Below are 18,925 nucleotides of genomic sequence, written 5' to 3'. Positions count from 1 at the left end.
AAGCGGGAATAGCTCAGTTGGTAGAGCACGACCTTGCCAAGGTCGGGGTCGCGAGTTCGAGTCTCGTTTCCCGCTCCAAAATTTGAAAGTATCGCAAGATACGCACCACCCAAGCGGGAATAGCTCAGTTGGTAGAGCACGACCTTGCCAAGGTCGGGGTCGCGAGTTCGAGTCTCGTTTCCCGCTCCAAATTCTTATCTCAATAAAATTATCCACAACGCGTTATCACGTTGGGGACGATTTCTTTTGCTTCTGACACACTCTTGTAAACAGACTTATCCACAGGCTAGGGCATTATTCCTGGAGTGCGAAAAACTTCGCTGGGTGAATAGTAACTTTGCAATCTGTTGAAAATATTGGATTAATTATCATTTTGAATTGTTAGTGCGATCACTTGACGATTTTTTCCCTCTTGAATCACAATGCATTTTTATTTTTATACACAAGCTGTGGATGATTCAGGCGTCGCGTGGCAGACCTTTTTCAACCACTCTGATCAGTCGCTGTTTCTTCGGTAATTGCACCTCTACCACACAGGCATTGCGCCTCTCAATTTGCTGGGCGACCGCCCATTCTATGTGCTCATCAAGAAGTGGGTGCTCACCTCGGCGACTTTCCAGCGCCTGAATCACCACGTCATCCCACGGCGCATTTCCGAGTGCGACAGCAATATTTCGCAGCCAGCGTAAGTGACCAATACGCCGGATTGCTGAACCCTCTGTAACTTTCAGGAATCTTGCTTCGCTCCAGTTGAACAGTTCAATCAGTTCCGGGGCGTGTAGCGGTTTGCGCGGACTGAAATCATCCTCGGTGGTTAGCTGCGAATAGCGATTCCACGGGCAGATAAGCTGACAGTCATCACAACCATAGATGCGGTTTCCTATCAGCGGGCGAAGTTCTTCAGGGATCGCGCCTTCCAGCTCGATAGTGAGATACGAAATACAGCGGCGGGCATCGACAGTGTAAGGTTCCACAATCGCACCGGTCGGACAGATTGTCATGCAGGCCACGCATTTTCCACATCCCTCTTCCTGAGGGGCGTCGATGGGCAGGGGCAAATCGATCAGCAACTCGCCAAGGAAAAAGAACGAACCTGCCTCGCGATTAAGAGTAAGTGAGTGCTTACCTGTCCAGCCGAGACCGGCTTTTTCAGCCAGCGGGCGTTCAAGAATGGGCGCAGAGTCGACAAACGGTCTAAAATTCAGCGAGCCACAATGTTGCTGAATCATCTCGCCCAGTTTTTTGAGGCGGTTACGTAAGAGTTTGTGGTAATCGCGGCCCAAAGCATAACGGCTGACGTAGCCCAACCGGGGATTTTTCAGCGTGCTGGCAAACGCGGCGTTAGCGGGCAGATAGTTCATGCGTACGCTGATCACGCGCAGAGTACCGGGCAATAATTCGTGTGGCCTGGCGCGCATCATGCCGTGGCGGGCCATCCAGTCCATCTCGCCGTGGTATTGTTTGTCCAGCCATGCCTGCAGTTTGGGTTCGGCTTCGCTGAGGTCGGTATCGGTAATACCAACCTGCTGAAAGCCCAGTTCCAGCCCCCACTGTTTGATATTTTGCGCTAACTGATTGAGATCGAGGGGCTCTGACATGACGGACCATACAATGAAGAAATACCCCACAAGTATACCACACTCCATTTGGCCCGCCGATGACATCCAGAGAGTGGAGCGCGAAGCGGCAGACGCTTTTGGATTGACGCTGTACGAACTGATGTTGCGTGCGGGCGAGGCGGCGTTTCAGGTCACCCGCAGTGCGTACCCCGAGTCCCGCCACTGGCTGGTGCTCTGTGGGCACGGCAATAACGGCGGTGATGGCTATGTACTGGCAAGGCTTGCGAAAGCCGCAGGCATGAATGTCACCCTGTTGGCGCAAGAAAGCGATAAACCGCTCCCCGATGAGGCCGTGCAGGCTCGCGAGTCCTGGTTGAATGCGGGAGGCGTTACCCATGCGCCAGATATCGTCTGGCCTGGGGGAATTGACGTCATTATTGATGCGCTGTCAGGTACTGGCCTTAAGCAGGCCCCGCGCCAGTCTCTTGCCACATTGATTGAACATGCTAATGCGCATCCCGCTCCCGTGGTGGCGGTGGATATTCCTTCCGGCCTGCTGGCGCAGACGGGTGCGACGCCCGGCGCGGTGATTAACGCCGCGCATACGGTCACGTTTATTGCGCTGAAACCCGGTTTGCTGACGGGAAAAGCGCGGGATTTCACCGGGCATTTGCATTTTGATGCGTTGGGTCTGGAGAACTGGCTGGCGAGGCAGGAGAGGCAAATCCAACGCCTTGATGCTTCGCAACTCAGGGGCTGGTTGACGCCGCGTCGCCCGACGTCGCACAAAGGCGATCACGGTCGGCTGGCGATTATTGGCGGGGATTATGGTACTGCCGGGGCGATTCGCCTTGCGGGCGAGGCAGCGCTACGAAGCGGCGCCGGGTTAGTCAGAGTGCTGACGCGCGGTGAAAACATCGCGCCACTGCTGACGGCCCGGCCAGAGTTGATGGTTCATGAACTGACCCTGCAATCTCTTGAGGAAAGCCTGTCATGGGCAGATGTGGTGGTGATTGGCCCTGGGCTTGGACAACAGGACTGGGGTAAAAAGGCGCTGCAGAAAGTTGAGAATTTTCGCAAACCAATGCTCTGGGATGCGGATGCGCTCAACCTGCTGGCAATCAATCCCGATAAACGTCACAATCGCGTGATCACCCCGCATCCGGGGGAAGCTGCCCGGCTGCTGGGCTGTTCTGTTGCAGAAATAGAAAGTGATCGCTTACTTTCAGCACGCCGTCTGGTAAAACGGTACGGTGGTGTTGTGGTGCTAAAAGGCGCGGGAACGGTCGTCGACGCAGAGTCAGCTGTGCCAGCTATTATTGATGCCGGTAATGCGGGAATGGCCAGCGGCGGTATGGGCGATGTGCTCTCCGGGATGATTGGCGCATTGCTCGGACAGAAGCTTACCCCGTATGATGCAGCGTGTGCGGGATGTGTTGCCCACGGCGCGGCAGCGGATGTGCTTGCTGCGCGTTTCGGCACTCGCGGCATGCTGGCGTCCGATCTCTTTTCCACGCTCCAGCGTATTGTTAACCCTGATGTGATTGACGTAAACCATGATGAATCGAGTAATTCCGCTACCTGATGAGCAGGCAACATTAGACCTGGGACTGCGGGTAGCTAAAGCCTGTACGGGTTCGACTGTAATCTATTTGTACGGTGATTTAGGTGCGGGTAAAACCACCTTTAGCCGTGGGTTCCTGCAGGCGTTAGGCCATAAAGGCAACGTGAAAAGTCCAACCTACACGCTGGTGGAACCTTATTCACTCGATAACCTAATGGTATATCACTTTGATTTATATCGCCTTGCGGACCCTGAGGAGCTGGAATTTATGGGGATCCGTGATTATTTTGCCAATGATGCCATCTGCCTGGTGGAATGGCCGCAACAAGGTAAAGGTGTACTGCCTGACCCGGATGTCGAAATACACATAGATTACCAGGCGCAAGGTCGTGAGGCGCGCATTAGCGCGGTCTCCTCATCAGGTAATTTGTTGCTGGCGCGTTTAGCCGGTTAACCTTAAGGGTGGCGGGATGATTTTTCGCATCAGAAATTGGTGGGTGGCTACACTGGTCCTGCTGTGCGCGCAGGTCGGGGCTGCCAGCCTCTCCGATATTCAAGTTTCCAACGGTGAACAACAGGCACGGATTACGCTGAGTTTTATTGGCGATCCGGATTATACCTTTTCGCAGGACAGTAAACGTACCGTTGCGCTGGACATCAAACAGAGCGGCGTGATTCAGGGATTACCGTTGCTGTTTAGCGGAAATAACCTGGTGAAGGCGATCCGCTCGGGAACGCCGAAGGATGCTCAGTCACTGCGACTGGTCGTGGATTTAACCGAGAACGGGAAAACCGACGCCGTGAAGCGGCAAAACGGTGGTAATTATACCGTCGTCTTTACGATTAACGCCGATGCCCCACCACCACCTCCGCCGCCGGTGGTGGTGAAACGCGTTGAGACGCCGGAGATCGCGCCGCGCCCGAGTGAACCTGCACGTAACCCGTTTAAATCCAGTAACGATCGCACGACAACTGTGGTTAGCAGCAACACGGCGACGCGTCCTGCGGCACGGACTCCGGTGAGTAATGGCGACAAAGTCGTTATTGCCATTGATGCCGGTCATGGTGGTCAGGACCCAGGGGCTATTGGACCTGGTGGTATTCGTGAGAAGAATGTCACTATCGCCGTCGCCCGTAAACTGCGTACGCTGCTCAACGATGATCCGATGTTCAAAGGCGTCTTAACGCGTGACGGAGACTACTTCATCTCGGTGATGGGGCGGTCGGACGTCGCGCGTAAGCAAAATGCCAATTTCCTGGTATCGATCCATGCGGATGCCGCGCCAAATCGCGATGCGACAGGGGCTTCGGTGTGGGTATTGTCAAACCGACGTGCAAACACAGAAATGGCCAGCTGGCTGGAGCAGCATGAGAAGCAGTCCGAACTGTTAGGCGGCGCGGGCGATGTACTGGCAAACAGCCAGTCTGACCCTTACCTGAGTCAGGCGGTGCTGGATTTGCAGTTCGGTCATTCACAACGCGTAGGGTATGATGTGGCGACCAACATGATCAGTCAGTTACAGCGTATTGGTTCGATGCATAAGCGTCGTCCTGAACACGCCAGCCTCGGCGTGTTGCGCTCGCCAGATATCCCATCGGTGTTGGTTGAGACGGGCTTTATCAGCAATCACAGCGAAGAGCGTTTGCTGGCAAGCGATGATTATCAGCAGCAGCTGGCTGATGCCATCTATAAGGGTCTGCGTAACTACTTCCTGGCGCATCCGGTGCAGTCCGGACCGCAGGGGACGCCTGCGCAAACAGCCAGCGCGACTGCGCCGGGCGAGACGCTAACAAACTAAGGAATAGCCATGCCGATTCAGGTTCTTCCGCCGCAACTGGCGAACCAAATTGCCGCAGGTGAAGTGGTGGAACGACCTGCGTCGGTGGTCAAAGAGCTGGTAGAAAACAGCCTTGATGCTGGCGCGACGCGAATTGATATCGATATTGAACGCGGCGGCGCAAAGCTTATCCGCATTCGCGATAATGGCTGTGGCATTAAAAAGGACGAACTGGCGCTGGCGTTAGCGCGTCACGCGACCAGTAAAATCGCCACGCTTGACGATCTTGAGGCGATTATCAGCCTCGGGTTTCGCGGCGAAGCGCTGGCGAGTATCAGCTCGGTGTCGCGGTTAACGCTTACCTCACGCACCTCAGAACAGCCCGAAGCCTGGCAGGCGTATGCTGAAGGGCGTGACATGGACGTGACGGTTAAACCCGCCGCGCATCCGGTGGGCACGACGCTGGAAGTGCTGGATCTGTTCTACAATACCCCGGCGCGGCGCAAGTTCATGCGCACCGAGAAAACCGAATTTAACCATATTGATGAGATTATCCGGCGCATTGCGCTGGCGCGTTTTGACGTCACGATCAATTTGTCGCACAACGGCAAAATGGTGCGTCAGTATCGCGCGGTGGCGCAGGATGGGCAGAAAGAGCGTCGGCTGGGCGCAATCTGCGGCACTTCCTTTCTGGAGCAGGCGCTGGCGATTGAGTGGCAACACGGTGATTTGCTGCTGCACGGTTGGGTGGCTGACCCTCATCATACGACGGCGGCGCTGGCGGAAATTCAGTACTGCTATGTGAACGGACGTATGATGCGCGATCGGTTGATCAATCATGCTATTCGCCAGGCCTGTGAAAACAAACTCGGCGCCGATCAGCAGCCTGCGTTTGTGTTGTATCTGGAAATCGACCCTCATCAGGTTGATGTCAACGTGCATCCCGCGAAACACGAAGTGCGGTTTCACCAGTCGCGCCTGGTGCATGATTTTATCTATCAGGGGGTTCTCAGTGTGCTGCAACAGCAGCTTGAGACACCGTTGCCGTTGGCAGAAGACGATGAGCCGACGCCAAGGTCTATCCCGGAAAACCGTGTGGCGGCCGGACGCAATCACTTTGCTGAACCTGCGGTCGCGCGTGAACCTGCGACACCGCGTTATTCTTCTCCTTCCCCGGTGAGTCACACTGGCCGTCAGGCAACCGCACAGTGGCCGCAGGCTCAACCGGGCTATCAAAAGCAGGAGGGGGAGGTTTATCGTCAATTGCTACAGACGCCTGCTCCGGCGCAAAAGAAACAACGTCCTGATGCTGTCGAGCCTGCGCTTGCCGGACACAGCCAGAGTTTTGGTCGCGTACTCACCATTATTGGTGCCGATTGTGCGTTACTCGAAGGCAATGGTCGCATCCAGTTACTGTCGCTGCTGGTGGCTGAACGCTGGCTGCGGCAGGCGCAACTGACGCCCGGAAAAGCGCCGGTCTGCGCCCAGCCGTTGCTGATTCCGCTACGCTTAAAAGTGGCGGTTGACGAAAAGACGGCGCTGCAAAACGCGCTCCCCTGTTTGGCGGAGTTAGGGATTGAATTTCAGCTGGATGCGCAGCATGTGACCATTCGAGCTGTGCCTTTACCCTTACGCCAACAAAATTTACAAATCTTGATTCCTGAACTGATAGGCTACCTGGCGCAGCAATCTGGCTTCGAGGCAGACAATATTGCCCAGTGGATTGCGCGTAATCTGATGAGTGAACATCCGCAGTGGACTATGGCGCAGGCCATTACCCTGTTGGCTGATGTCGAGCGGTTATGTCCGCAACTTGTGAAGGCGCCGCCGGGTGGTCTGTTACAACCTGTTGATTTACATTCGGCGATGAACGCCCTGAAACATGAGTGATATTAGTAAGGCGAGCCTGCCAAAGGCGATTTTTTTGATGGGGCCGACGGCCTCCGGCAAGACTGCATTAGCAATTGAATTGCGTAAAGTTTTGCCAGTAGAGTTGATAAGCGTTGATTCCGCCCTTATCTATCAAGGGATGGATATTGGTACGGCCAAGCCCGACGCTGAAGAGTTAAAGGCCGCTCCGCACCGATTGCTGGATATTCGCGATCCTTTGCAGGCGTATTCCGCGGCGGATTTTCGTCGTGATGCCCTGGCGGAGATGGCTGACATCACTGCGGCGGGACGTATTCCGCTGTTAGTGGGCGGTACGATGTTGTATTTCAAGGCGTTGCTTGAGGGATTGTCGCCATTACCGTCGGCGGATCCTGAGGTCAGAGCCAGAATTGAGCAGCAGGCGGCAGAGCAGGGATGGGACGCGTTGCACCGACAACTTCAGGAGATCGATCCTGTTGCGGCCGCGCGAATTCATCCAAATGATCCGCAAAGACTTTCCCGGGCACTGGAAGTTTTTTTCATTTCGGGTAAAACTTTAACGGAACTGACGCAAACGTCAGGAGACGCTCTACCGTACCAGGTGCATCAGTTCGCCATCGCCCCGGCGAGCCGTGAACTGCTCCATCAGCGAATTGAGCAGCGTTTTCATCAGATGTTGGCTTCAGGTTTTGAAGCAGAAGTGCGGGCGCTTTTTGCCCGTGGAGATTTGCATACGGATTTGCCTTCCATTCGTTGCGTGGGATACCGCCAGATGTGGTCATACATTGAAGGCGAAATTTCATACGATGAAATGGTTTATAGAGGTGTTTGCGCCACGAGGCAGTTGGCGAAGCGTCAGATGACCTGGTTACGAGGCTGGGACGGTGTGCACTGGCTTGACAGTGAAAAGCCGGACCAGGCGCGAAACGAAGTATTACAGGTTGTTGGTGCTATCGCAGACTGAATGTGTACAATTGAGACGTATCGTGCGCAATTTTCAGAATCGAAAGGTTCAAAGTACAAATAAGCATATAAGGAAAAGAGAGAATGGCTAAGGGGCAATCTTTACAAGATCCGTTCCTGAACGCATTGCGTCGGGAGCGTGTTCCGGTTTCTATTTATTTGGTGAATGGTATTAAGCTGCAAGGTCAAATCGAGTCTTTTGATCAGTTCGTGATCCTGTTGAAAAACACGGTCAGCCAGATGGTTTACAAGCACGCGATTTCTACTGTTGTCCCGTCTCGCCCGGTTTCTCATCACAGCAACAATGCCACCGGCGGCACCAGCAGTAACTATCATCACGGTAGCAGCGCGCAGGGTTCTTCTGCGCAACAGGACAGCGAAGAAACCGAATAAGGTTTGTCGCTGTTTATCCATGTCGGGGGCGCCATAATAGCGGCCCCCGCTGGTTATTTATGAGGGTTTACGCTTGTTTGACCGTTATGATGCCGGTGAGCAGGCGGTACTGGTACACATCTATTTTTCGCAAGACAAAGATATGGAAGACCTACAAGAGTTTGAATCTCTTGTCTCTTCCGCCGGTGTCGAAGCAATGCAGGTGATTACCGGGAGCCGTAAAGCACCGCACCCGAAGTATTTTGTTGGTGAAGGTAAGGCAATCGAAATTGCGGAAGCCGTGAAAGCGACTGGCGCTGCAGTGGTGATTTTTGATCATGCTTTAAGTCCTGCCCAGGAACGTAACCTGGAACAGTTGTGCCAGTGTCTTGTTATCGACAGGACCGGTCTTATTTTAGATATTTTTGCCCAACGTGCGCGTACCCATGAGGGTAAGTTGCAGGTTGAGCTGGCGCAGTTGCGTCATATGGCCACACGCCTGGTCCGTGGCTGGACCCACCTTGAAAGGCAAAAAGGCGGGATTGGTTTGCGTGGTCCGGGTGAAACCCAGCTCGAAACCGACCGTCGTTTGCTGCGTAACCGCATTTTGCAGATACAGTCGCGCCTGGAGAAAGTTGAGAAGCAACGTGAGCAGGGGCGGCAGTCGCGCAAGAAAGCGGATGTCCCAACCGTATCTCTGGTGGGATATACCAACGCCGGAAAATCCACCCTGTTCAACCAGATAACCGAGGCCCGGGTATTCGCAGCAGATCAACTGTTTGCGACCCTGGACCCGACGCTGCGCCGCATTGACGTTGCGGATGTCGGTGAAACTGTGCTGGCGGATACCGTTGGTTTTATCCGTCATTTACCGCATGACCTGGTGGCAGCCTTTAAGGCTACTTTGCAGGAGACACGTCAGGCCACCCTGTTGTTACACGTAGTGGATGCTGCTGACGTACGCGTACAGGAAAACATCGAGGCAGTGGATACGGTGCTCGAAGAGATCGATGCTCACGAGATCCCGACCCTGATGGTGATGAACAAGATCGACATGCTGGACGACTTTGCGCCGCGTATCGACAGAGATGAAGAGAATAAACCAATCCGTGTCTGGCTATCCGCACAGACCGGTGTTGGCATACCACAGCTTTTTCAGGCTTTGACTGAACGGCTTTCCGGTGAGGTGGCGCAGCACACGTTGCGTTTGCCGCCGCAGGAAGGTCGTCTGAGAAGCCGGTTTTATCAACTTCAGGCAATAGAAAAAGAGTGGATGGAGGAGGACGGCAGCGTAGGTTTGCAAGTTCGCATGCCGATCGTTGACTGGCGTCGCCTCTGTAAACAAGAACCGACCCTGGTGGATTACGTAGTCTGACCAGGAAGAAAGTCCTGAGGATTTTTGCCCAATACTTATCGGATTTTGGGGTGCAGGACGGCGGCAACGCCCCTGTAGTGCAAAAAACGGGGTATCTCACCGCATAACAAATATGGAGCACAAACATGGCGTGGAATCAGCCCGGTAATAACGGACAAGACCGCGACCCGTGGGGGAGCAGCAAACCTGGCGGCAACCCTGAGGGAAATGGAAACAAAGGTGGCCGCGATCAGGGGCCTCCTGATCTGGATGATATCTTCCGCAAACTGAGTAAAAAACTCGGTGGTCTGGGTGGCGGTAAAGGTACTGGCTCTGGCGGCGGCAGCTCATCGCAAGGCCCACGCCCGCAGTTGGGTGGTCGTGTCGTATCCATCGCAGCGGCAGCTATCGTCATTATTTGGGCGGCCAGCGGTTTCTATACCATTAAAGAAGCGGAACGCGGCGTGGTGACACGCTTCGGTAAATTCAGTCATTTGGTTGAGCCGGGTCTGAACTGGAAACCGACATTTGTCGATGTCGTCACCCCGGTGAACGTTGAAGCGGTGCGTGAACTTGCTGCGTCCGGCGTGATGCTGACGTCTGACGAAAACGTCGTACGCGTTGAGATGAACGTGCAGTACCGCGTGACCGATCCGCAGCGTTACCTGTTTAGCGTGACCAGCGCCGATGACAGTTTGCGTCAGGCAACCGACAGCGCCCTGCGTGGGGTTATCGGTAAGTACACCATGGACCGCATTCTGACCGAAGGCCGTACCGTGATTCGTAGCGATACCCAACGTGAACTGGAAGAGACGATTCGTCCTTACAACATGGGTATCACTCTGCTGGACGTCAACTTCCAGGCTGCACGTCCGCCGGAAGAGGTGAAAGCCGCGTTTGACGATGCTATCGCCGCACGTGAAAACGAGCAGCAATACATCCGTGAAGCAGAAGCGTACATCAACGAAGTTCAGCCGCGTGCAAACGGTCAGGCGCAGCGTATTCTTGAAGAAGCGCGTGCTTACAAGACCCAAACCATCCTGGAAGCGCAGGGTGAAGTGGCTCGCTTTGCCAAGCTTCTGCCGGAATATAAAGCCGCACCGCAAATTACTCGCGAGCGTCTGTATATCGAAACGATGGAAAAAGTGTTGAGCCATACCCGAAAAGTTCTGGTCAATGACAAAGGCGGTAATCTGATGGTTCTGCCATTGGATCAGATGCTGAAAGGTGGGAACACCTCCGGGGCAAAGAGCGATAACAGCGGGGCGAACAACCTGCTGCGTCTGCCGCCGGCGTCTTCCTCCAGCAACAGCGGAGCAAGCAACACCTCGTCCCCCAGCCAGGGCGATATTATGGACCAACGCCGCGCTAACGCGCAGCGTAACGACTACCAGCGTCAGGGGGAATAACGATGCGTAAGTCAGTTATTGCGATTATCATCATCGTGCTGGTAGTGCTGTACACGTCTCTCTTTGTTGTCAAAGAAGGCGAGCGCGGGATCAAATTCCAGTTCAGCAGCGTTGTGCGCGACAGCGACAAGAAACCGCTGATTTATGAGCCGGGCCTGCACTTCAAGGTTCCGTTCATTCAGTCGGTGAAAATGCTCGACGCGCGTATCCAGACCATGGACAACCAGGCCGACCGTTTTGTCACCAAAGAGAAGAAAGACCTGATCGTCGACTCTTACATCAAGTGGCGTATCAGTGATTTCAGCCGTTACTTCCTGGCAACGGGTGGTGGTGACGTTTCTCAGGCCGAAGTGCTGCTGAAACGTAAATTCTCTGACCGTCTGCGTTCTGAGATTGGTCGTCTGGACGTGAAAGATATCGTCACCGATTCTCGTGGTCGTCTGACCCTGGAAGTGCGTGATGCGCTGAACTCCGGTACTGCAGGCACCGATGACGAAGTGGCGACGCCAGCCGCGGATAACGCGATTGCCGAGGCCGCTGAGCGCGTAACCGCTGAAACTAACGGTAAAGTGCCAGTCATCAACCCGAACAGTATGGCGGCGTTGGGTATCGAAGTGGTCGATGTGCGTATCAAGCAGATCAACCTGCCTGCTGAAGTGTCTGAGGCGATTTACAACCGTATGCGCGCCGAGCGTGAAGCGGTAGCGCGTCGTCATCGTTCACAGGGCCAGGAAGAAGCGGAAAAACTGCGTGCAACAGCGGATTATGAAGTAACGAAAACGCTGGCGGAAGCCGAGCGCCAGGGCCGCATTATGCGCGGTGAAGGCGATGCCGAAGCGGCGAAACTGTTTGCGGATGCCTTTAGCCAGGATCCCGATTTCTACGCGTTCATCCGTAGCCTGCGTGCTTACGAGACGAGCTTTGAAGGAAATCAGGACGTCATGGTGATGAGTCCGGACAGCGATTTCTTCCGCTACATGAAGACACCGAGCACCACGGCACGTTAAAATAACGTCAGGTTGTAGATGAGCAAAACCACCGGCATCTCCAGGGATGCGGTGGTTTTCTTTTTTTAAGGATAACGGATGAACTCAACAATTTGGCTGGCGCTCGCCCTGGTTTTGGTGTTTGAAGGCCTGGGTCCGATGCTTTATCCCAGGGCCTGGAAGAAAATGATCTCTGCCATGACGCAATTGCCTGAAAATATTTTACGCCGTTTTGGTGGAGGTCTTGTGGTTGCGGGCATTGTTGTCTACTACATGTTGAGGAAAACGATTGGCTGATCAAAAAGTGGGCTGATTACCCGTTTTTAGCCCGCAAAAAGTGCTGTATATCTGAAAAAGCGATGGTAGAATCCATTTTTAAGCAAACGGTGATTTTGAAAAATGGGTAACAACGTCGTCGTACTGGGCACCCAATGGGGTGACGAAGGTAAAGGAAAGATCGTCGATCTTCTGACTGAACGGGCTAAATATGTTGTGCGCTACCAGGGTGGTCACAACGCAGGCCATACTCTCGTAATCAACGGTGAAAAAACCGTCCTCCATCTTATTCCATCAGGTATTCTTCGCGAAAATGTTACCAGCATCATCGGTAACGGTGTTGTGCTGTCTCCAAGCGCGTTGATGAAAGAGATGAAAGGACTGGAAGACCGTGGCATTCCTGTTCGTGAGCGCCTGCTGCTGTCTGAAGCCTGTCCGCTGATCCTGGATTATCACGTTGCGCTGGATAACGCGCGTGAGAAAGCTCGTGGTGAGAAAGCGATTGGTACTACAGGTCGCGGTATTGGGCCGGCGTATGAAGATAAAGTTGCTCGTCGCGGTCTGCGCGTTGGCGACCTGTTCGACAAAGCCACCTTCGCTGAAAAACTGAAAGAAGTGATGGAATATCACAACTTCCAGTTGGTGAATTTCTACAAAGTTGAAGCTGTTGACTACCAGAAAGTGCTGGATGATGTCATGGCGATTGCCGACATCCTGACCTCGATGGTTGTTGATGTTTCCGACCTGCTGGACCAGGCGCGCAAACGTGGCGATTTCGTCATGTTCGAAGGTGCGCAGGGTACTCTGCTGGATATCGACCACGGTACTTATCCGTACGTAACCTCCTCTAACACCACCGCTGGTGGCGTCGCGACCGGTTCCGGCCTGGGTCCGCGTTTTGTGGATTACGTTCTGGGTATCATCAAAGCTTACTCCACACGTGTGGGCGCGGGTCCGTTCCCGACAGAACTGTTTGATGAAACGGGCGAGTTCCTGTGCAAGCAGGGTAACGAATACGGTGCTACCACCGGTCGTCGTCGTCGTACTGGCTGGCTGGATTCCGTTGCGGTGCGTCGCGCTGTACAGATCAACTCCCTGTCTGGCTTCTGCCTGACCAAACTGGACGTACTGGACGGTTTGAAAGAGGTGAAAATCTGTGTGGCTTACCGTATGCCGGATGGCCGTGAAGTAACGACCACTCCGCTGGCAGCTGACGACTGGAAAGGCATTGAGCCGATCTACGAAACCATGCCTGGCTGGTCTGAAACCACGTTTGGCGTGAAGGAGCGCAGCGGTCTGCCGCAGGCAGCGCTGAACTACATCAAGCGTATCGAAGAACTGACCGGTGTGCCGATTGATATTATTTCTACCGGCCCGGATCGTACTGAAACCATGATTCTGCGCGACCCGTTCGACGCGTAATCTATGGTAATGCCCGGTAGCGCTGCGCTGACCGGGCCTACGGTTTGTCCGTTATTCCAGGCCGGATAAGGCGCAAAGCGCTGCCATCCGGCTTAATCATTCGCAAGATCCTCGTTTTTTTCCTTCCCGCACTGAAATAAATTAGCGACCTGGCTGTTGGCTGGTTTATCATCAATATAATTAATACTACCAGGTATATCCCGTTTTCCCCTTTTCCTGAGGTTGATGTGCAGTTAACGAGTTTCACCGATTACGGATTACGCGCGCTAATCTATATGGCGTCGCTACCGGATGGACGTATGACCAGTATTTCTGAGGTGACAGAAGTCTACGGCGTGTCCCGTAATCATATGGTCAAAATAATTAATCAACTTAGCCGGGCGGGCTATGTTACTGCTATTCGAGGAAAAAATGGCGGTATACGCCTGGGCAAACCCGCTGATAAAATTCGTATTGGTGATGTGGTGCGCGAGCTGGAGCCCCTGTCGCTGGTGAACTGCAGCAGCGAATTTTGCCACATAACCCCAGCCTGTCGACTCAAGCAGGCACTTTCTAAGGCAGTGCACAGTTTTCTCACGGAACTGGACAACTATACGCTTGCCGATTTGGTTGAAGAGAATCAGCCACTTTATAAATTATTGCTGGTGGAGTGACGTAAAACTCCACTGGAGCTGACTACGGAGGAACCGAGATGTCACATGATCCTTTCCAGGAACGCGAAGCTGAAAAATACGCGAACCCTATCCCGAGCCGGGAATATATCCTCGAACATTTAACTAAACGCGAAAAACCGGCCAACCGTGATGAACTGGCCGTTGAACTGAATATTGAAGGCGAAGAGCAGCTGGAAGCCCTGCGCCGCCGTCTGCGCGCCATGGAGCGTGACGGGCAACTGGTCTTCACTCGCCGCCAGTGTTATGCGCTGCCGGAACGTCTCGACTTACTGAAAGGCACCGTTATTGGCCATCGCGATGGCTACGGTTTTTTACGCGTCGAAGGCCGTAAAGATGACTTGTACCTTTCCAGCGAGCAGATGAAAACCTGCATCCATGGCGATCAGGTGCTGGCGCAGCCGTTGGGCGCTGACCGTAAAGGTCGTCGTGAGGCGCGTATCGTGCGCGTACTGGTGCCGAAAACCAGCCAGATTGTTGGTCGTTACTTCACCGATGCTGGCGTGGGATTCGTGGTGCCAGACGACAGCCGCCTGAGCTTTGACATTCTGATCCCACCTGAAGAGGTGATGGGTGCGCGCATGGGCTTTGTGGTGGTGGTGGAACTCACCCAACGCCCGACCCGTCGCACCAAAGCCGTGGGTAAAATTGTCGAGGTCCTGGGTGATAATATGGGCACCGGCATGGCTGTTGATATGGCGCTGCGTACCCATGAAATCCCTTACATTTGGCCAGCAGCGGTTGAAAAACAGGTTGCCGGGCTGAAAGAAGAAGTGCCGGAAGAGGCAAAAGCGGGCCGCGTCGATCTGCGGGACTTGCCGTTGGTGACTATCGATGGTGAAGATGCGCGTGACTTTGACGATGCAGTCTATTGCGAGAAAAAACGCGGCGGCGGCTGGCGTTTGTGGGTCGCGATTGCTGACGTAAGCTATTACGTGCGTCCGCCAACACCGCTGGATCAGGAAGCGCGCAATCGCGGGACGTCGGTTTACTTCCCGTCGCAGGTCGTGCCAATGCTGCCGGAAGTGCTCTCGAACGGTTTGTGTTCGCTGAACCCGCAGGTTGATCGCCTGTGTATGGTCTGCGAAATGACCGTGTCTACCAAAGGGCGTCTGACCGGCTATAAATTCTATGAAGCGGTGATGAGCTCTCATGCGCGACTGACCTATACCAAGGTTTGGCATATGCTGCAGGGCGATCAGGATCTGCGTGAGCAGTATGCGCCGCTGGTGAAACACATCGAAGAGCTGCACAACCTTTACAAGGTGCTGGACAACGCGCGTGAAGAACGCGGCGGTATCTCTTTTGAGAGCGAAGAAGCGAAGTTTATCTTCAACGCCGAACGCCGTATCGAACGCATTGAGCAGACGCAGCGCAACGACGCGCACAAGCTGATTGAAGAGTGCATGATTCTGGCAAATATCTCAGCGGCACGCTTTGTTGAGAAAGCCAAAGAGCCAGCGCTGTTCCGTATCCACGACAAGCCGACGACGGAAGCGATCACCTCTTTCCGCTCGGTACTGGCGGAACTGGGGCTGGAACTGCCGGGTGGTAACAAACCAGAACCGCGTGACTACGCGGAGCTGCTGGAGTCGGTCGAAGGCAGACCCGACGCAGAAATGCTGCAAACCATGCTGCTGCGCTCAATGAAGCAGGCGATTTACGATCCAGAAAACCGCGGGCACTTTGGTCTGGCACTGCAACAATATGCGCACTTTACGTCGCCTATCCGCCGTTATCCGGACCTCTCATTGCACCGTGCAATCAAGTATTTGCTGGCGAAAGAGCAGGGTCATAAAGGTAACAGCACCGAGACGGGTGGCTACCACTACTCGATGGAAGAGATGCTACAACTGGGCCAGCACTGTTCCATGACCGAACGCCGTGCTGATGAAGCCACGCGTGACGTTTCTGACTGGCTGAAGTGCGACTTTATGCTGGATCAGGTCGGTAACGTCTTTAAGGGCGTGATTGCCAGCGTGACAGGCTTTGGGTTCTTCGTCCGTCTTGATGAACTGTTTATTGATGGTCTGGTGCACGTATCATCGCTGGATAACGACTATTATCGTTTCGATCAGGTTGGGCAACGTCTGACCGGCGAATCCAGTGGCCAGATGTATCGTCTGGGCGATCGCGTGGAAGTTAAGGTCGAAGCGGTCAATATGGATGAGCGTAAAATCGACTTTAGCCTGATCTCCAGCGAGCGCGCACCGCGCAACGTCGGGAAAACGGCGCGTGAGAAAACGAAAAAAGGCGATAACGGAAAACCCGCGGGCAAACGCCGTCAGGCTGGCAAAAAGGTGAATTTCGAGCCGGACAGCGCCTTCCGTGGTGAGAAGAAAGGCAAACCGGCTAAACCGAAAGCTGAGAAAAAAGGCGATAAAAAAGCGAAAAAGCCGTCGGCAAAAACGCTTAAAATCGCTTCTGCCACCAAGGCAAAACGCGCGGCAAAGAAGAAAGTCGCTGAATAACGACATGACACTGTAGGCCGGGCGCGTGCATCGCCGCCCGGCGTTACATGCCGATGACGGCAACATTAACCATTAACGAGTACATTCATGAGTGAAATGATTTACGGCATCCACGCGGTGCAGGCCCTGCTGGAGCGTGCTCCTGAGCGTTTTCAGGATGTCTTTATTTTGAAAGGCCGTGAAGACAAGCGCCTGCTGCCGCTGATCCATGCTCTGGAAGCGCAGGGTGTTGTCATCCAGTTGGCGAACCGCCAGTTCCTGGATGAGAAAAGTGAGGGTGCGGTACATCAGGGAATTATTGCGCGTGTGAAGCCTGGCCGTCAGTATCAGGAAAACGATTTGCCGGATCTGATTGCCTCACTCGATCAACCGTTTCTGTTAATTCTTGACGGCGTGACCGACCCGCACAACCTGGGTGCGTGTCTGCGTAGCGCTGATGCGGCTGGCGTCCATGCGGTGATTGTGCCGAAGGATCGCTCCGCGCTGTTGAATGCGACGGCCAAAAAAGTCGCCTGTGGCGCTGCCGAGAACGTGCCGCTGATCCGTGTGACCAACCTGGCGCGCACCATGCGCATGTTACAGGAAGAGAACATCTGGATCGTGGGTACGGCCGGTGAAGCTGACCATACGCTGTACCAGAGCAAAATGACCGGCCGTCTGGCGCTGGTGATGGGCGCGGAAGGCGAAGGTATGCGTCGCCTGACCCGTGAACACTGTGATGAGTTGATCAGCATCCCAATGGCGGGTAGCGTTTCGTCGCTTAACGTTTCCGTTGCGACGGGGATCTGCCTGTTTGAGGCCGTACGCCAACGCAGTTAAGGCTATTTTTGCAGAAAAACCATCCAAATTAGGGATGGTTTTTTTTTATCCGAAACGGATAATGTGAGCCGTAAATTTGAGCTTTACTGGATTCATCATTTAATAGTTAATTTATGGAAGAATGTATGGCATGGACAGCACCGGCGCGAATCGACGCGCTACTGAATTTCCCTTCTAAGAATATGGTTAAAGTAAATAATGAGCATGCTTTACTTATTAAAATACGTCATTGCGGCAACCGCCTTGCGTAGTTAACGCCCCATAACGATAGTGGAAAATCAGGTGTGAAACCTGTCTGTCTGCTGTTTTTATCTTATTGATATTAAAGCGTGTTATTGATTAATTTCAGGAAGAATATAATGCATATACTGGATTCATTAGTGGCTTTTTGCGCGTATTTTTTTATCGGTGCAGCCATGGTGATACTTTTCCTTTTTATCTATTCAAAAATTACGCCTCACAATGAATGGCAGCTGATTAAAAACAATAATACGGCAGCAGCGCTGGCGTTTAGCGGGACGTTGCTCGGCTACGTCATTCCATTATCCAGTGCGGCAATCAATTCGGTCAGCATACCGGACTATTTTGCCTGGGGTGGAATTGCTCTGGTTATCCAACTGATGGTTTACGGCGGCGTGCGTTTGTATATGCCGACACTGAGCGAAAAAATTATTAATCACAATACTGCGGCGGGAATGTTCATGGGCACTGCCGCGCTGGCAGGGGGCATTTTCAACGCCGCCTGCATGACATGGTAATGGACGATCATGGCGAAAAAACGTAAATCCAGGCAGAAAAAAACGGCAGCGGGGCGTATTGATACTCTGCAAAGCGGCAATCCGGTTAGCGCTTCCCTGCCACAACAGAATCGCTATGGGGGCAAATTTCTGACGCTGGCGATCATGGGCGGTGCCGCATTTTTCGGCCTCAAAAGCTGTGGTGATGAGGGGAGTGCGGATAACGATGGCGACGGCGTTTATTACTCTACAGTGAGCGATTGCATTGATGACGGGAATAGCGCCACCGTGTGTGCAGATGGCTGGAATAACGCAAAGGCCAGCTTTTACGCGAATGTGCCCGCGAACATGAGCCAGGAACGCTGTCAGTCACTCTATTTAAACTGCTATTTTGACAGCGTTGATCATAGCTGGATCCCCGTGATCTCCGGTTTTCTGCTCAGCCGTTCGATTCGTAATGAAGGCGATGAACAGTACGTTTACAGCAGCGGCGGTTCCTCGTATGTCTCTCGCCCAGCATGGCGGGTTGCCTCGGGTAATTATGTCTGGAGCGGTAAAAGAAATGCCACCACCTATCGTGATACCTCCCACCATGCCATAGCGCCGAGGGTCCCGACGGAATCTCGTGGGGGATTTGGCCGCTTCTTTAGCTCACATGGTTCCAGGGGAGGTTAA

17 protein-coding genes and 2 tRNA genes are annotated in these 18,925 nt (G+C 53.7%); 18 read left to right on the top strand and 1 reads right to left on the bottom strand.

The genetic code is table 11. The features are described from left to right. Window positions 1–2 precede the first annotated feature (2 nt). Together AC07NP_RS17700 and AC07NP_RS17695 are read left to right on the top strand one after the other, a co-directional pair. Window positions 3–78 (top strand) — tRNA-Gly (locus AC07NP_RS17700). A gap of 35 nt (window positions 79–113) precedes the next feature. Further along, a tRNA-Gly gene (locus AC07NP_RS17695) sits at window positions 114–189 on the top strand. A gap of 269 nt (window positions 190–458) precedes the next feature. Here the strand turns inward: AC07NP_RS17695 and queG are convergent. Beyond that, window positions 459–1,598: a tRNA epoxyqueuosine(34) reductase QueG gene (queG, locus tag AC07NP_RS17690; RefSeq protein ID WP_203359180.1), complete on the bottom strand. Its 1,140-nt coding sequence runs from the start codon at window positions 1,596–1,598 to the stop codon at window positions 459–461. Between queG and nnr the strand changes: the two genes are divergently transcribed. The 16 genes from nnr (at window position 1,597) to AC07NP_RS17610 (ending at window position 18,925) form a co-directional block, all read left to right on the top strand. After that, entirely contained in the window at window positions 1,597–3,144 is a 1,548-nt protein-coding gene (nnr, locus tag AC07NP_RS17685) for a bifunctional ADP-dependent NAD(P)H-hydrate dehydratase/NAD(P)H-hydrate epimerase (protein ID WP_494661242.1), read from the top strand. The two genes, queG and nnr, sit on opposite strands and share 2 nt — an antisense overlap. After that, window positions 3,116–3,577, top strand: coding sequence for a tRNA (adenosine(37)-N6)-threonylcarbamoyltransferase complex ATPase subunit type 1 TsaE (gene tsaE, locus AC07NP_RS17680; protein WP_192610818.1), 462 nt, complete (start codon window positions 3,116–3,118; stop codon window positions 3,575–3,577). Before nnr ends, tsaE begins: the two co-directional genes overlap by 29 nt. 16 nt (window positions 3,578–3,593) lie before the next feature. Next, complete coding sequence (gene amiB, locus AC07NP_RS17675) at window positions 3,594–4,922, top strand: N-acetylmuramoyl-L-alanine amidase AmiB (protein WP_494661241.1); 1,329 nt, start codon at window positions 3,594–3,596, stop codon at window positions 4,920–4,922. A gap of 9 nt (window positions 4,923–4,931) precedes the next feature. Beyond that, complete coding sequence (gene mutL, locus AC07NP_RS17670; protein WP_494661240.1) at window positions 4,932–6,791, top strand: DNA mismatch repair endonuclease MutL; 1,860 nt, start codon at window positions 4,932–4,934, stop codon at window positions 6,789–6,791. After that, the gene (gene miaA / locus AC07NP_RS17665; protein ID WP_494661239.1) at window positions 6,784–7,734 is read left to right on the top strand and encodes a tRNA (adenosine(37)-N6)-dimethylallyltransferase MiaA; all 951 of its coding nucleotides are present in this window, start codon (window positions 6,784–6,786) and stop codon (window positions 7,732–7,734) included. Before mutL ends, miaA begins: the two co-directional genes overlap by 8 nt. Before the next feature lie 83 nt (window positions 7,735–7,817). Further along, the gene (gene hfq, locus AC07NP_RS17660; RefSeq protein WP_162383027.1) at window positions 7,818–8,126 is read left to right on the top strand and encodes an RNA chaperone Hfq; all 309 of its coding nucleotides are present in this window, start codon (window positions 7,818–7,820) and stop codon (window positions 8,124–8,126) included. Between the two features lie 73 nt (window positions 8,127–8,199). Further along, on the top strand, window positions 8,200–9,480 hold the full coding sequence (gene hflX, locus AC07NP_RS17655) for a ribosome rescue GTPase HflX (RefSeq protein ID WP_203359174.1): 1,281 nt from the start codon (window positions 8,200–8,202) through the stop codon (window positions 9,478–9,480). Window positions 9,481–9,605: 125 nt separating this feature from the next. Next, window positions 9,606–10,868, top strand: a complete 1,263-nt coding sequence (gene hflK, locus AC07NP_RS17650) for an FtsH protease activity modulator HflK (protein ID WP_203359173.1) — start codon at window positions 9,606–9,608, stop codon at window positions 10,866–10,868. A 2-nt stretch (window positions 10,869–10,870) separates the two neighbouring features. Continuing rightward, complete coding sequence (hflC, locus tag AC07NP_RS17645) at window positions 10,871–11,875, top strand: protease modulator HflC (RefSeq protein WP_192610824.1); 1,005 nt, start codon at window positions 10,871–10,873, stop codon at window positions 11,873–11,875. Window positions 11,876–11,953: 78 nt separating this feature from the next. Further along, a complete protein-coding gene (locus tag AC07NP_RS17640) occupies window positions 11,954–12,151 on the top strand; it encodes a DUF2065 domain-containing protein (protein WP_192610825.1) in 198 nt (65 codons plus the stop codon). Between the two features lie 102 nt (window positions 12,152–12,253). Beyond that, window positions 12,254–13,552, top strand: coding sequence for an adenylosuccinate synthase (gene purA, locus AC07NP_RS17635; protein WP_162383032.1), 1,299 nt, complete (start codon window positions 12,254–12,256; stop codon window positions 13,550–13,552). 227 nt (window positions 13,553–13,779) lie between these two features. Further along, the gene (gene nsrR / locus AC07NP_RS17630) at window positions 13,780–14,205 is read left to right on the top strand and encodes a nitric oxide-sensing transcriptional repressor NsrR (RefSeq protein ID WP_192610827.1); all 426 of its coding nucleotides are present in this window, start codon (window positions 13,780–13,782) and stop codon (window positions 14,203–14,205) included. A gap of 38 nt (window positions 14,206–14,243) precedes the next feature. Further along, window positions 14,244–16,694: a ribonuclease R gene (gene rnr, locus AC07NP_RS17625; protein WP_490468867.1), complete on the top strand. Its 2,451-nt coding sequence runs from the start codon at window positions 14,244–14,246 to the stop codon at window positions 16,692–16,694. An 87-nt stretch (window positions 16,695–16,781) separates the two neighbouring features. Beyond that, window positions 16,782–17,513 carry a 23S rRNA (guanosine(2251)-2'-O)-methyltransferase RlmB gene (gene rlmB / locus AC07NP_RS17620; protein ID WP_203359170.1) on the top strand — a complete coding sequence of 244 codons (732 nt, stop codon included), beginning with the start codon at window positions 16,782–16,784 and terminating at the stop codon, window positions 17,511–17,513. A 359-nt stretch (window positions 17,514–17,872) separates the two neighbouring features. Further along, complete coding sequence (locus AC07NP_RS17615) at window positions 17,873–18,271, top strand: DUF350 domain-containing protein (protein WP_192614280.1); 399 nt, start codon at window positions 17,873–17,875, stop codon at window positions 18,269–18,271. Window positions 18,272–18,280: 9 nt separating this feature from the next. Further along, window positions 18,281–18,925 carry a DUF1190 domain-containing protein gene (locus AC07NP_RS17610; protein WP_494661238.1) on the top strand — a complete coding sequence of 215 codons (645 nt, stop codon included), beginning with the start codon at window positions 18,281–18,283 and terminating at the stop codon, window positions 18,923–18,925.

It is taken from the genome of Citrobacter sp. GW821-FHT07H02, from assembly GCF_059418505.1.
This window is presented reverse-complemented; position numbering and strand designations above follow the sequence as displayed.